The sequence below is a fragment of the Nocardioides sp. genome (assembly GCF_014360585.1).
GTDB lineage: Bacteria > Actinomycetota > Actinomycetes > Propionibacteriales > Nocardioidaceae > Nocardioides.
Genome location: NZ_JACIXG010000048.1, coordinates 1 through 13,280 on the forward strand (window position 1 = coordinate 1; position 13,280 = coordinate 13,280).

The 13,280-nt window shown below is 68.5% G+C and carries 16 protein-coding genes; 9 read left to right on the forward strand and 7 right to left on the reverse strand.

The features are described from left to right. Window positions 1–206: hypothetical protein (locus tag H5T77_RS16105; protein WP_292650893.1), on the reverse strand; the 206-nt coding region annotated here is incomplete at its 3' end. Between H5T77_RS16105 and H5T77_RS16110 the strand changes: the two genes are divergently transcribed. Next, complete coding sequence (locus H5T77_RS16110; RefSeq protein WP_292650894.1) at window positions 196–495, forward strand: hypothetical protein; 300 nt, start codon at window positions 196–198, stop codon at window positions 493–495. The genes H5T77_RS16105 and H5T77_RS16110 overlap by 11 nt on opposite strands. Window positions 496–542: 47 nt before the next feature. Continuing rightward, window positions 543–1,334 (forward strand): class I SAM-dependent methyltransferase, encoded by a 792-nt coding sequence (locus tag H5T77_RS16115; protein WP_292650896.1) that lies wholly within the window; start codon window positions 543–545, stop codon window positions 1,332–1,334. A 27-nt stretch (window positions 1,335–1,361) separates the two neighbouring features. Here H5T77_RS16115 and H5T77_RS16120 read toward each other — a convergent pair whose 3' ends face one another. From H5T77_RS16120 to H5T77_RS16140, 5 genes are all read right to left on the reverse strand, one after another. Then, window positions 1,362–2,042, reverse strand: coding sequence for a methionine ABC transporter permease (locus tag H5T77_RS16120; RefSeq protein WP_292650898.1), 681 nt, complete (start codon window positions 2,040–2,042; stop codon window positions 1,362–1,364). After that, complete coding sequence (locus H5T77_RS16125; RefSeq protein ID WP_292650899.1) at window positions 2,042–3,088, reverse strand: methionine ABC transporter ATP-binding protein; 1,047 nt, start codon at window positions 3,086–3,088, stop codon at window positions 2,042–2,044. The genes H5T77_RS16120 and H5T77_RS16125 overlap by 1 nt, the downstream gene beginning before the upstream one ends. Further along, window positions 3,085–4,017, reverse strand: coding sequence for a MetQ/NlpA family ABC transporter substrate-binding protein (locus H5T77_RS16130; RefSeq protein WP_292650901.1), 933 nt, complete (start codon window positions 4,015–4,017; stop codon window positions 3,085–3,087). Before H5T77_RS16130 ends, H5T77_RS16125 begins: the two co-directional genes overlap by 4 nt. A gap of 149 nt (window positions 4,018–4,166) precedes the next feature. Then, window positions 4,167–5,018 carry an ABC transporter permease gene (locus H5T77_RS16135; protein ID WP_292650903.1) on the reverse strand — a complete coding sequence of 284 codons (852 nt, stop codon included), beginning with the start codon at window positions 5,016–5,018 and terminating at the stop codon, window positions 4,167–4,169. Then, the gene (locus H5T77_RS16140; protein ID WP_292650905.1) at window positions 5,015–5,938 is read right to left on the reverse strand and encodes an ABC transporter ATP-binding protein; all 924 of its coding nucleotides are present in this window, start codon (window positions 5,936–5,938) and stop codon (window positions 5,015–5,017) included. The genes H5T77_RS16135 and H5T77_RS16140 overlap by 4 nt, the downstream gene beginning before the upstream one ends. 131 nt (window positions 5,939–6,069) lie before the next feature. Between H5T77_RS16140 and H5T77_RS16145 the strand changes: the two genes are divergently transcribed. After that, entirely contained in the window at window positions 6,070–7,254 is a 1,185-nt protein-coding gene (locus tag H5T77_RS16145) for a sensor histidine kinase (RefSeq protein ID WP_292650907.1), read from the forward strand. After that, complete coding sequence (locus tag H5T77_RS16150) at window positions 7,251–7,910, forward strand: response regulator (RefSeq protein WP_292650909.1); 660 nt, start codon at window positions 7,251–7,253, stop codon at window positions 7,908–7,910. Before H5T77_RS16145 ends, H5T77_RS16150 begins: the two co-directional genes overlap by 4 nt. Before the next feature lie 27 nt (window positions 7,911–7,937). On the opposite strand, the gene H5T77_RS16155 is transcribed toward H5T77_RS16150, so the two are convergent. Then, complete coding sequence (locus H5T77_RS16155; protein ID WP_292650911.1) at window positions 7,938–8,108, reverse strand: hypothetical protein; 171 nt, start codon at window positions 8,106–8,108, stop codon at window positions 7,938–7,940. 104 nt (window positions 8,109–8,212) lie between these two features. On the opposite strand from H5T77_RS16155, the gene H5T77_RS16160 reads away from it, so the two are divergent. The 5 genes from H5T77_RS16160 (at window position 8,213) to H5T77_RS16180 (ending at window position 12,742) form a co-directional block, all read left to right on the forward strand. Continuing rightward, window positions 8,213–8,701, forward strand: a complete 489-nt coding sequence (locus H5T77_RS16160; RefSeq protein WP_292650913.1) for a helix-turn-helix transcriptional regulator — start codon at window positions 8,213–8,215, stop codon at window positions 8,699–8,701. Between the two features lie 5 nt (window positions 8,702–8,706). Continuing rightward, window positions 8,707–9,129 carry a VOC family protein gene (locus H5T77_RS16165; RefSeq protein ID WP_292650915.1) on the forward strand — a complete coding sequence of 141 codons (423 nt, stop codon included), beginning with the start codon at window positions 8,707–8,709 and terminating at the stop codon, window positions 9,127–9,129. A gap of 118 nt (window positions 9,130–9,247) precedes the next feature. Then, window positions 9,248–11,599 carry an excinuclease ABC subunit UvrA gene (locus H5T77_RS16170; protein ID WP_292650916.1) on the forward strand — a complete coding sequence of 784 codons (2,352 nt, stop codon included), beginning with the start codon at window positions 9,248–9,250 and terminating at the stop codon, window positions 11,597–11,599. 135 nt (window positions 11,600–11,734) lie between these two features. After that, complete coding sequence (locus H5T77_RS16175) at window positions 11,735–12,217, forward strand: DUF6069 family protein (RefSeq protein WP_292650918.1); 483 nt, start codon at window positions 11,735–11,737, stop codon at window positions 12,215–12,217. A gap of 39 nt (window positions 12,218–12,256) precedes the next feature. Beyond that, window positions 12,257–12,742 (forward strand): VOC family protein, encoded by a 486-nt coding sequence (locus H5T77_RS16180; RefSeq protein WP_292650920.1) that lies wholly within the window; start codon window positions 12,257–12,259, stop codon window positions 12,740–12,742. The last annotated feature ends 538 nt before the right edge of the window (window positions 12,743–13,280 follow it).

Consider the following 13,280-nt stretch of genomic DNA (forward strand, 5'->3'; position numbering starts at 1 on the left):
CTGATCTCCACCTGACCCCGCCCCGCCGAATCGGTAGTTGTGGGCGACGAAAGTAGAGTTTCGTCGCCCACAACTACGGTTTCGGCCCGCCAGAAGTGCGGACTCGGCGGGTTCTGAATGTTCACCGGGTCGTTGCCGGTAGGGACGGTGTGCGTCGGGTTCCTGACGGGGCCGGCGCGCACGCTCAGAAGCATGATGAGTCGCATCTTGCGGATTCTGCTCGCCGGGACGGTCGCCCTCGTCTTCGCCGCCGCGGCGTTGGCCGCGCCGGCGGCGGCCGAGGGGCTGAGGGCGTCCGACCAGGGTCAGATCGGGTTCGACCGTCGCGAGGTTGCGCCCGAGGACGCGCGACCGGGCGGCGGCGCGGATCCGTTCGAGACCGGTGTGGTGGTCGTGCTCAACACGCTGCTCCTCGGTGGGCTCGTGGGCGGGATCCTCTGGGCTCGGCGGCGCCTCGACGGCGCAGAGCCGTCGCTCTCGCGAATGACCGCATAACGAGATATCCGTCTCACAAAGCGGGATTTCCCGCGTAGGGTCGGCGCATGTCGACCTACACCCACGGCCATCACGAGTCTGTTCTGCGCTCGCACAGGTGGCGTACGGCGGAGAACTCCGCTGCCTACCTGCTGCCGCACCTGGAGCCTGAGCAGCGGCTGCTTGACGTCGGCGCGGGGCCGGGGACGATCACGCTCGACCTCGCCGGCCGGGTCGCCCGGGTGACCGCCACCGAGATCGGGGAGGCGGAGATCGAGCTCTCCCGGCAGGCCGCCGAGAGCGGGGGAGCGACGAACCTCGACTTCCGCGTGGAGGACGTGCATGCGTTGAGCATCGAGAACGATGCGTACGACGTCGTCCACGCCCACCAGGTGCTGCAGCACGTGGCCGACCCGGTGCAGGCGCTGCGGGAGATGAGGCGGGTGACGAGGCCGGGCGGGATCGTGGCCGTGCGCGACAGCGACTACGCGGGATTCGTCTGGTGGCCGGAGTCGACCGAGCTGACCGAGTGGCTGCGGCTCTACCGCGACGCCGCGCGCGCGAACGGCGGCGAGCCCGACGCCGGCCGGCGGCTGGTCTCCTGGGCTCGTGCGGCCGGTTTCGCCGACATCACCGCGACCTCGAGCACCTGGTGCTTCGCCGATCCCGAGGACCGGGCCTGGTGGGGAGGCATGTGGGCCGACCGGTTCACCGACTCGGCGGTCGCCCGTCAACTGGTCGACTCCGGAGCCGCCACGACCGCCGCCCTCGCCCGGGTCGCGGACGGGTGGCGGTCGTGGGCCGCTGCAGAGGACGGCTGGTTCTCGGTCCTCCACGGCGAGATCCTGGCTCGCGCCTGAGAACGAACCGAGCCTCAGCCCCGAGCCTCAGCGCCGCAGGATCCGCGCCGAGAGTGTGTTGCCGAGGAGCTGGATCACCTGCACCAGCGCGACCAGGATGAGCACGCAGACCCAGGTCACGGCCGGGTCGTACTGGCGGTAGCCGAAGGTCTGGGCGAAGCTGCCCAGGCCACCGCCGGCGATGAGTCCGGCAACCGCGGACATGTCGACGACCGCGACGAAGGCGAAGGTGTAGCCGAGGATGACCGGCGCCATCGCCTCGGGTACGACCACCGTCGCGGCGATCCGGGCACGCGTGGCGCCCATCGCGCGAGCGGCCTCGATGACGCCGGGCGGGACGGAGACGAGGTTCTGCTCGACGATCCGGGCGATGCCGAACATGGCGGCCAGGACCAGGGAGAAGACCACCGCGGGCGTGCCGATGCCGGTGCCGACGATCAGCCGTGCGGCCGGCTGGACGGCGGCGATGAAGATGATGAACGGGATCGGCCGGAAGAAGTTGACCAGCACGTTGAGGACGAAAGAGACGATCACGTTCTCGTAGAGGCCACCCTTGCGGGTCAGGTAGAGCCCCAGCCCGAGGATGAGGCCGAGGGTGCCGCCGATGAGCATCGTCAGCGCCACCATGAGCAGGGTCTCACCGGTGGCCTGCCAGATGTCGGGCCACAGCTCGCCGAGGCGGGTGTCGGTGGGAAGAGCGGTCAGCATCACAGCTCCTTGGCGGGGACGAGGGCAGCCAGCTCACGTACGGCCTCGTCGACCGAGGTGGCAGGGCCGTCGAGGGAGAGGGTGAGGTTGCCGAAGGTGGCGCCCTGGATCTCCTCGATGCCGCCGAAGACGAGCTCGAAGGCGATCCCGCGTTCGAGGAGCACCGCGAAGATGTCGGTCTGGCGGGGCCCGCCCTCGCGCAGCTCGACCTTCACGAACCGGCCGGGATGGCGCGAGCGCAGCGCGGCCAGCGCGTCGGTGGACGGCTCGTCGTCGACGACGGTGCCGACGAAGCGCCTGGTCACCGGTTGCCGCGGCGCCGAGAAGACGTCGTAGACCGGCCCGGACTCGACGATCCGGCCGCTCTCCATGACCGCGACGTGGTCGGCGAGCTCACGCACGACCTCCATCTCGTGGGTGATGGCGACGATGGTGGTGCCGAACTCCTCGTTGACCCGCTTCAGGAGCCGCAGCACCTCGTGGGTCGTCTCCGGGTCGAGCGCGCTGGTGGCCTCGTCGGCGAGCAGGAGCGAGGGGTTGGTGGTCAGCGCGCGGGCGATGCCGACGCGCTGCTTCTGTCCGCCCGAGAGGTTGCGTGGGTAGGTGTGGGCCTTGTCGGGCAGCCCGACGAAGTGGAGCAGCTCCGAGATCCGGCGCTGCTGCTCGGCCTTGTCGACGCCGGCGATCTGCAGCGGGTAGGCCAGGTTGCCCCAGACCGTACGCGACTCCAGAAGGTTGAACTGCTGGAAGATCATCCCGATGCCCAGCCGGATCGGACGCAGCTGCCGCTCTCGCAGACCGACCAGCTCGGTGCCGCCTACCTGGATGGAGCCCGAGGTGGCCGGCTCGAGGCCGTTGAGCAACCGGACCAGGGTGGACTTGCCGGCTCCCGAGTAGCCGACGATCGCCTGGACATCACCGGCGGCGATGTCCAGGTCGACGTCGACCACCGCGTTGACCTCGTTGCGGCCCTTCGCCGCCGGGTAGGTCTTGGTGACGTCACGGAGCCGCACCAGCGGCACCGCACCGGTTCCCGGGTGCGTCACTGACGCTCCTCGACCTGCTTCTCGGTGTCATCGAGCGACTTCTGCAGGTCCTCGACCGGGATCTTCACCAGCTCGGCGGTGTCACCGGAGGTCTCATAGACCCCCTTCTGCACGTCCTCGTTGTTCTGGAAGATCTCGACGAGCTTCTTGTACGTCGGGTCGTCCTTGTCCTCGGCGCGGACGGCGAAGATGTTGACGTAGGGGAGCGCCTTGGCGTCGGAGGGGTCGTCGGTCACCAGCGCGTCCTCGAACTTCAGCCCAGCGTCCTCGACGAAGTCGTTGTTGATGATCGCCGCTGCGACGTCGGGGAGCGAGGAGGCGGTGATCGAGGCCTGGACCGCCTTGATCTTCACCTTCGAGGAGGGGTCGACGTCCTTGACGGTGCTGAACGGGGTGCCGCCGTCGGTCAGCTCGATCATCCCCTCGGACTGGAGCAGGACCAGGCCACGGGCCTGGTTGGTCTCGTCGTCGGGGACGATCACGGTCTCGCCGGCCTTGATCTCATCGAGGCTCTTGTACTTCGAGGAGTAGAGCCCCAGCGGATAGGTCGCGGTGGAGCCGAGAGCGACCAGGTCGTCGTCGTTCTGGACGTTGTAGGAGGCCAGGAAGATGATGTGCTGGAACTGGTTGAGGTCCAGCTCGCCCTCGGACAGTGCCGGGTTGGGCTGGTTGTAGTCGCTGAAGTTCTTGACCTCGAGGTCGATGCCCTCCTCGCGAGCGGCGTCCTGGAAGGTCTCCCAATAGGGGTCGTCGGCGCCGACGACGCCGATGGTGACCTTGGTCAGGTCGCTGCCGGAGTCCTCACGGGTGAGGAAGAACGCTAGGGCGCCGATCACAATCGCAGCGGCGACGACGATCCCGATGATCAGCGGGAGCTTGGACTTGGGAGCCTCGATGAGCGGGGTGGGCTCGGGCGTGCTGGAGGACACGGGTGGGAACCTCTTCTGACGTTGAGAGTGCTTTGGGCAACGCGGTTGTTGTCCACCAACACAGTAGACTTAACGAGAATCACACTCGTTTACGCGACCGCACCCCGAGATCATGTCATCGACATGCCTCGAGGTGTGTTAGGTGCCGTTCACGCCAGGTCGCGGCGTCTCATCACCACCACGGCGGCAACGGCCGCGACCAGGACGTACGCGGCGACGGTGACCAGCGCCCGCTCACCCGAGATCGCGTCCAGGACTCCCGGGGTTCCGTTGGGTCCGCCGATGATCGCTCCGGCCAGCGACCCGCCCGCCGTGCCGGGGAGCGCATCGGTGACGGTCTCGACCCCGGAGAGCAGGCTGCCGACGCCACGGAGCAGGTTCTCGACCACCAGCGACCAGACCAGACCCAGGCCGACGGCGAGGGCGGGTCCCTTGGCGAGCACTCCGACCAGGAACCCGAGCAGCGCCCACATCTCCAGCACCAGGAACCCGGCGCCGAACGACTGCGCTAGATCGGTCAGGGCCGGCATGGTGATCGGCTGGCCCTCGGCCGCCGCGATGGCGACCGAGACGCCCGCGCACAGCACCAGCGTCGCCGTCATCATCGCGAACATGAACACGGTCACCGCGGCCAACGAGCCGCCGACGGCGGCGGATCGGCTCGGCCCCTGGGTGAAGACGGTCTTCCAGGTGCCCCAGCCGAACCCGTTGCCTGCAACCAGCGCGCCGACGACCATCGCGAGGGCGCCGCCGAACATCGGCAGGCCGCTGACCAGGATGTCCGGGATCGCACTCGGCATCAGCTCGGCCAGCAGCTGGGCGTCGCTGGCACCGTCACCCGCGAAGTTGTCGTCGCCGGTCTTGTAGGAGACGTAGTTGAAGACGTACCCGAAGGAGAGCGACAGGGCCAGCCAAGCGCCGACGATCACCCAGATCGCTGACCACTTGCGCAGCCGTAGCAGCTCGGCGGCGGTGGAGCCAACCATTGCCTTCACGCTCATGACGCGACCTCCTTGTTGCTGGCCATCCCAGAGCTGGTCATCTCGAAGAAGGCATCCTCCAAAGAGCGCTCCGCGACGGTGACCTCATGGACATCGATGGAGTGGGCGACCAGATGACGTACGACGTCGGGCGCCGCGGTCGCAGGCAGCTCGACCTCGAGCGTCTCGTTGCCGCTGCGGCGTACGCCCTCGTCATCGGCCAGCCGCATCAGTGCCGCCAGAGCGGCATCCTCCGGAGTCGCCCGGACCCGGAGCGTCGCGCCGCCTCGCAGGTCGGCGACGGTCGACTCGCGCAGCAAACGTCCCTCGACGATGACGCCGACGCGGTCGCAGATCTCCTGCACCTCCGCCAGGATGTGGCTGGAAAGGATGACTGTCTGGCCGGCCTCGGCGAGCGAGACGACCAACGCCCGCATGTCGGCCATCCCGGCCGGGTCGAGCCCGTTGGTGGGCTCGTCGAGCACCAGCAGATCAGGCGCGCCGAGCATCGCGGCGGCGACACCGAGACGCTGCTTCATGCCGAGCGAGTAGCCCTTGAAGGCATCCCTCGCCCGGTCGGCTAGGTCGACCATCTCGAGTACTCGGTCGACCTCCGTGTTGGCCAGCCCCTGGTAGCGCGCCATCGTGCGCAGGTTGTCGCGTCCGCTCAGGTAGGGATAGAAGCCGGGTCCCTCGACCAGTGCGCCGATCCGGGCTGTCACATCGGGACGCCCGGCCGGACGCCCCAGGACACTGGCCGCTCCGGCGGTGGGCCGGATCAGGCCGAGCATCATCCGCAAGGTCGTCGTCTTGCCGGCCCCGTTGGGGCCGAGGAAGCCGTACACCTCACCACGTCTGACGGTCATGCTGACCCGGTCGACGGCGAGCCGGTCGCCGTATCGCTTGGTCAGCCCGTCGGTCTCAACCACGAGTTCCTTCATGCCTCTCACGCTCTCCCAGGGACCCGTGGTCGACGTCGGCTCCGGCGATGCTTCGGGTTACGCAGATCTGCGTAGGTGAGCGAGCCCGTCTGTCGTACGCCCGGGGTGCGCGCGCGAACTACGGTGTGTCCATGTCCCGGATCCGTCGCCACTGGCTGCCGTGGCTGATCGTCGTCGTGGAGCTGGTCGGCTCGCTGGGCAGCAACGCCCAGGCCGACACCCGGTGGCCGGCCGCCGTCGGCGCACTGCTCGCTCTCGTCGCAGTCCTTCCGGTGGTGCTTCAGCGACCCAGCGGCTGGGTGCCCGCGGTCAGCGGACTGTTCGTCGGGGTCTACTTCACTGCGGGCTACGCCGAGGGGCCGATCTTCCTGGCAGTGCCGGCGGTCACCTTCGCGGTCGCGCTGTCGCTGCCGCCGCGGCGCTGGATCGGGTGGACGGTCGTGGGAGCGGCCTTGGTCGCCACCGGGATCATGCTCAACCCAGAAGGACCCCACGTCGGCGGCGGTCCCGGGCGCGGACCGTGGGGGCCGGGCGCCGGCCCGGAGGGCGACCTCTCGCTGTGGCAGGCGTTCGGGCAGGTGGCGCTGGTCGCCGCGTGTGGCGCGGTCGCGACCGCGCTGCGCTCCCGTAACGAGGCCCGCGCCCAACGCCAGCGCCGTGTGGTCAGCGAGGAGCGGGTGCGGATGGCGGCGGACCTGCACGACGGGGTCGGACACGGCCTGGCCGTGATCGCGATGCAGGCCGGCGCCGCGCTGCACGTGCTCGACCGCGACCCCGAGGCGGCCCGCCGCAACCTGGAGGCGATCCGGGCGGAGAGCAAGGAGTCGCTCGACCTGCTGCGCCGGCAGCTGGCCCGGCTGACCGACGCGGCGCCCGACGCCGGATCGGCGCCACGGGCGCCGGAGCACGGGCTCGCCGACCTGCCCGCACTGGTCGAGCGGGTGCGCACCGGCGGCCTGGAGGTCTCGCTCCGGCTCGAGGCCGAGTCGGTGCCGGCGGAGGCGGCTCGGGCTGCGTACGCCGTGGTCCAGGAGGGGCTCACCAACGTGCTGCGGCATGCGGGAGCATCGCGAGCCGAGGTTTCGGTCGTCTCGGTCTCGGGCGCCGAGATGGTGGTGACCGTGCGTGACGACGGGCGGGGATCGGACATTTCCAGCGTGGAGAGAAATTCAGGGATGGGAATTGCGGGAATGCGCTCGCGCGTGGAGGAACTTGGGGGCACCCTGGAGGTGGGGCCGGAGGTACGGGGCTTCCGGCTGCGGGCTTCGATTCCGCTTTCTGGGTCCTCAGCGGATTCGGCGGAGGGGCTGGCATGAGTGAGCGGATAACGGTCGCTCTGGTCGATGACCAGCCCCTCGTCCGGATGGGCCTGGCGACCCTGATCGGCGCCGAGTCCGACCTGGAGGTCGTCGGCGAGGCCTCGGACGGAAGCGCGGCGCTGCCGATGCTGCGCCGCACCCACCCCGACGTCGTCCTGTGCGACATCCGGATGCCCGTCCTCGACGGTCTCGGCATGCTCGAGCAGGTGACCCGCGACTCCTCCCTCCAGGACGTACGGGTGGTGATGCTGACGACCTTCGAGCTCGACGAGTACGTCTTCGAGGCGCTGCGTCTGGGAGCGAGCGGGTTCCTGCTCAAGGATGCCGAGCCGGTCGCGCTGCTGGATGCGATCCGGGTCGTCGCCGACGGTGGCTCGCTGCTCGCGCCGACGGTGACGAAGCGGGTGATCGAGGAGTTCGGCTCCTCGCGTCGGGCGGCGAACCCGCATCCGCGGCTCGGAGACCTGACCGAGCGTGAGCGGGAGATGGTCGCCTGGGTGGCCACCGGTCGCTCCAACGCCGAGATCGCCGCAGAGCTGGTGGTCAGTCCGGACACCGTGCGCACGCACGTCTCGCGCGCGATGGTGAAGCTGCATGCTCGTGACCGCGCCCAGCTCGTCGTCTTCGCGATCGAGTCGGGCCTGAAGGTCTAGGGCCGAGAGATCTAGGGGAAGAGAGATCTAGGCGGCCAGCGGGACGCTGCCGGGCATGATGACCGGGGCGCACGGGCAGGTGTCGCTGCAGGCGAGGTAGGTGTGCACCTCGTGGCCGCACCGCTGGCACGGCAGGAAGTGCGAGACCGGGAAGCTGCGTACGTTGGTGGTCTCGGGGTTCTGAGCGGTGTCCCACATGGCTTTCTCCTGTCCGTGTTCGTTGTTCCTTCATCTGTTCCACGAGTGGTGGCGCCCGATTTCGACACTTCTGCTTCAACCCGCGGCAGATTCATCGAAGTGGGATGATCGGGAGCGTGACCAGCAAGCCCAGTGGTGGGCAGAGCCAGGAGCAGCGGCTTCATGACCTGAAGCTGCTGCGGCGGGTGAAGGACCGGATCGACCGGGAGTACGCGCAGCCGCTGGACGTGGAGGCGCTGGCCCGTGGTGTGCACATGTCGTCGGGCCACCTGAGCCGGGAGTTCAAGAAGGCCTACGGCGAGCCGCCCTACTCCTATCTGATGACCCGCCGCGTCGAGCGGGCGATGACCCTGCTGCGGCGCGGCGACCTCAGCGTCACCGACATCTGCTTCGAGGTCGGCTTCTCCTCGCTGGGCACGTTCTCGACGCGGTTCAGCGAGCTCGTCGGGATGTCGCCGAGCGTCTACCGCGACAAGGCCGTCGCCGGCGAGGCCGGTATCCCGCCGTGCGTCGCCAAGCAGGTCACCAGACCGATCAGACGGACTTCGATCAGGAATCGAGAAGCAAAGGTGCCTGACCCCTACCTACCGTGAGGGTCATGGACATCAACATTCACGTCACCTTCCTTCCGCACACCGACCCCGAGGCCTCGCTGGCCTTCTACCGCGACACGCTCGGCTTCGAGCTGCGCAAGGACGTCGGCTACGAGAACATGCGCTGGCTCACGCTCGGCCCCGTCGGGCGGCCGGACTCCAACATCGTCCTCTACCCGCCGAACGCCGACCCCGCCGTCACCGAGGAGGAGAGCAGGGTCGTCCTCGAGATGATGGCGAAGGGCACCTTCGCCTCGATCATGCTCGCCACGCCGGACCTCGACTCCGTCTTCGCGCAGATCCAGGGATCGCTGGAGAAGAGCGGCGCAGAGGTCATGCAGGAGCCGACCGACCAGGACTGGGGCCAGCGAGACTGCGCGTTCCGGGACCCGGCCGGCAACACCGTCCGCATGCAGCAGGTCAAGTAGCCGAGCCATGTGCAGGGCAGGTTTCATGCCACCGCCGAACCATCGCGACAAGGGGGCTCGGGCGGGGCACGACGAATCCGGAGGCGCACATGCCGGGTCACGATCTAGCCTGAACGGCATGAGCGACCATGGTGCTGACAACCACGACCTGATCCGCGTCCAAGGGGCCAGGCAGAACAACCTCAAGGACGTCTCGGTCGAGATCCCGAAGCGCCGGCTCTCGGTGTTCACCGGGGTGTCGGGCTCCGGGAAGTCGTCGCTGGTCTTCGGCACGATCGCGGCGGAGTCGCGACGCCTCATCGACGAGACCTACTCGACCTTCATCCAGGGGTTCATGCCCAGCCTGCCGCGTCCCGAGGTGGACGCGATGGAGGGCTTGACGACCGCCATCCTGGTCGACCAGGAGCGGCTCGGCGCCAACCCGCGCTCGACGCTGGGCACGGTGACCGACGGCTACGCGATGCTGCGTCAGCTCTTCTCCCGGTTGGGGACGCCTCACATCGGGGGACCGACCGCGTTCTCGTTCAACATCCCGACCACCAAGGTCGGCGGCGTCTCGGTCACGGAGGCGGGCAAGAAGAACGTCATCAAGCAGGAGACCTACCTCGGCGGCATGTGCCCGGCGTGCGACGGCCGCGGTGTCGCCTCCGACCTCGACCTCGCCGCCATCGTCGACGAGTCCAAGTCGCTCAACGAGGGCGCGATCCTCGTGCCCGGTTACAAGCCCGACGGCTGGATGGTGAAGGGGTTCTCCGAGACGGGGCTGCTCGACGGGGACAAGCCGATCCGCGACTACACCGAGACCGAGCGTCACGACTTCCTCTACAAGGAGAAGGGGAAGGTCAAGGCGCTCGGGATGAACATGACCTACCAGGGCCTCATCCCCAAGCTGCGCGAGTCGATCTTCAGCAAGGATCCCGAGCAGCTGCAGCCGCACATCAAGGCGTTCGTGGAACGTGCCGCCGTCTTCGCGCCGTGCCCGACCTGTGAGGGCACCCGGCTCAACGAGTCGGCTCGCTCCTCGAAGATCAGAGGCATCGACATCGCCGAGGTCTGTGCCATGCAGATCACCGACCTCGCCGAGTGGCTGCGCGGCATCGACGAGCCGGGCGTCGCGCCGCTGATCGGCTCGCTGCTCCACCTGTGCGACTCGATGACCGAGATCGGCCTCGGCTATCTCTCCTTCGACCGGCCGTCGGGCACCCTGAGCGGTGGTGAGGCGCAGCGTACGAAGATGGTCCGCCACCTGGGCTCGGCACTGACCGACGTGACCTATGTCTTCGACGAGCCGACCGTCGGTCTGCACCCGCACGACATCCAGCGGATGAACAAGCTGCTCCTCGACCTGCGCGACAAGGGCAACACCGTCCTGGTCGTCGAGCACAAGCCGGAGACCATCGCGATCGCCGACCGCATCGTCGACCTCGGTCCGGGCGCCGGCAGCGACGGCGGCACGATCTGCTTCGAGGGCACCTACGAGGAGCTCGCCGTCGCCGACACGCTGACCGGGCGCCACCTCGGCCACCGCGCCTCGGTGAAGGAGACGGTCCGCGAGCCGAAGGGATATCTGGAGATCCGCGGGGCGACCTCGCACAACCTCCGTAACGTCGACGTGGACGTCCCGCTCGGTGTGCTGACGGTCGTCACCGGTGTCGCCGGGTCGGGGAAGTCGTCACTGATCCACGGCTCCATCCCTCCTGGCACCGAGGTCGAGTTCGTCGACCAGAGCGCGATCAAGGGGTCACGCCGCAGCAACCCGGCGACGTACACAGGTCTTCTCGAGCCGATCCGGAAGGCGTTCGCGAAAGCGAACGGGGTCAAGCCGGCGCTCTTCTCGGCCAACTCCGAGGGCGCCTGCCCGACCTGCAAGGGCAACGGGATGATCTACACCGAGCTCGGCTTCATGGAGACCGTCGCGTCGCCGTGCGAGGACTGCGGCGGCAAGCGGTTCCAGCCGCTGGTGCTCGAATACCGCCTCGGTGGGCTCAACATCGCCGAGGTGCTCGACCTGTCCGTCGCGAAGGCGCTCGCGTTCTTCTCCGAGGGCGAGTCGAAGGTGCTCCCGGCGGCCAAGATCCTGGAGCGGATGTCCGACGTCGGCCTCGGCTACCTCAAGCTGGGCCAGCCGCTCAACACCCTCTCCGGTGGCGAGCGGCAGCGGATCAAGCTGGCCATGCACCTGGGGGAGAAGGGCGGGACGTACGTCCTGGACGAGCCGACCACTGGCCTTCACCTGGCCGACGTCGACAACCTGCTCGCGCTGCTGGACAGGCTGGTCGACGCCGGCAAGTCGGTCATCGTGATCGAGCACCACCAGGCCGTCATGGCCCATGCCGACTGGATCATCGACCTCGGCCCGGGGGCCGGTCACGACGGTGGGCTGGTCGTCTTCGAAGGTACGCCGGCCGAGCTCGTCGCGAAGAAGTCGACGCTGACCGGCGAGCACCTGGCGGCGTACGTCGGGGCTTGACCCTGGGTGTGGGCGTGGCTCCTGGAGCGCGCAGGTGGCGCGAATCACGCCTGTTTGCGGGCATCTGAATGCGGTTGAGGTAGAGGGTCTCTCTTAGTGTGAATTGGTTGTAGTATCAATCAAGGAGCACCCGAGATGACCCTCTACCTTCCCGAGCACAGGCAGACCACGCCGGTGGAGATCGCTCCCGTGCCGGCGCGACCGGCACCGGTCTGGCCGCGCGGGCTGGTGGCCACGGCCATCGCGGCGGTCGCCACGACGCTGATGGCGGTGATCGCCAAGGCGGCGGGGGTCGACTTCGGCAGCAGTCTCGGGGACGTACCCATCTCGGCGTTCCCGCTGCTGACCGTCTACTGCTCGCTGATCGGCATCATCATCGCCGAGGTGACGACCCGGGTCGCCAAGCTGCCCCGCTCGACGTTCCAGATCACCGCCATCGTGCTCACCGGGCTCTCCCTGATCCCCGACGTGCTGCCGATCTTCGAGTTCGACCTGGCCTTCGTCGGCTTCCTGTGCCTGACGCACATCGTCGCCGCCGCGATCGTGGTCCCGATGATCGCGCTGCGGATGGAGGAGCGCCGTGGCCTCGGGCTGCATGCTCCTGCTCATCGTCGATAGCGGACGCGAGCTGTCCTGATTCGGTGTCATGGTGGAGCCATGGCAATCGAGACACACACCGTCGAGACCCGAACCTTCCAGGTCACCTTCGACGCGCACGACCCGCGCGCGCTCTCCACGTTCTGGCGTGACGTCCTCGGTTACGTCCACCCTGGCCCGCCGGGAGTCGAGGTGCCCGAGGGCACCGACCCGCTGGACGCGTGGGACTCGTTCCTCGAGCAGGTAGGCGTGCCGCCCGAGCAGCGCAACAACGCCTCGGCGATCGAGGACCCCGCGGGTGCCGGCCCCCGCGTCTTCTTCCAGCGCGTGCCGGAGTCGAAGACCGCCAAGAACCGCGTCCACCTCGACGTCCGGGCAGCTCCCGGGCTGCAGGGTGAGGCGCGGATGGCCGCGCTCGAGGCGGAGTGCGAACGTCTTGTCAGCCTCGGCGCCTACCGCATCCAGCGGCTCGAGCCGGACCCGCCGATGGGGTTCGGCCACCTCGTCATGCAGGACCCGGAAGGCAACGTGTTCTGCCTGGACTGACGCTCGGGGCCGCCGGAGCACGGATGGTCCCGGCGGCCTCGCGTACCCCGGGACCGGCGACCCGTCAGCCCGGTAACGTCCCCGTTCCCGCAGCCCCAACCCCTCGGGCTAGGCGGTGACCCCGAGCCGGTTGGCCAGCGTCCGCGACTCCTGTTCGATGAGCCGCCCGCCATGGGTGACCAGTTCTGATGCCAGGGAGCGTCCCAGTAGATGATGACTGACTGCGCCAGATTCCCGGGAGTGGTGGGGTTGAGGAGCAGCGGCCGCCGTGAGCGTGTAGACGGCCGTGGGACGCCGTACTGATCCCGCGCAAGCTGGTCCAGCAAGAAGCGATCGGGATGCTGGACCTCGATACCGGAGGGCAGCGCTCGGTCGGGAAAGCCTCACAGGGTCAACGTCACCAGATGCGAAGCACCTGAACCTGTGACAGTAGCCAGGACGTGCTGGTGCTTCGTCGCGCGGTTGCTCGACCCGGCCCTCAGAACCCCCGGCGACGACGCCGAAGCGGACCCGGAGAGCGCTCCAGCGCCTCGGTGAC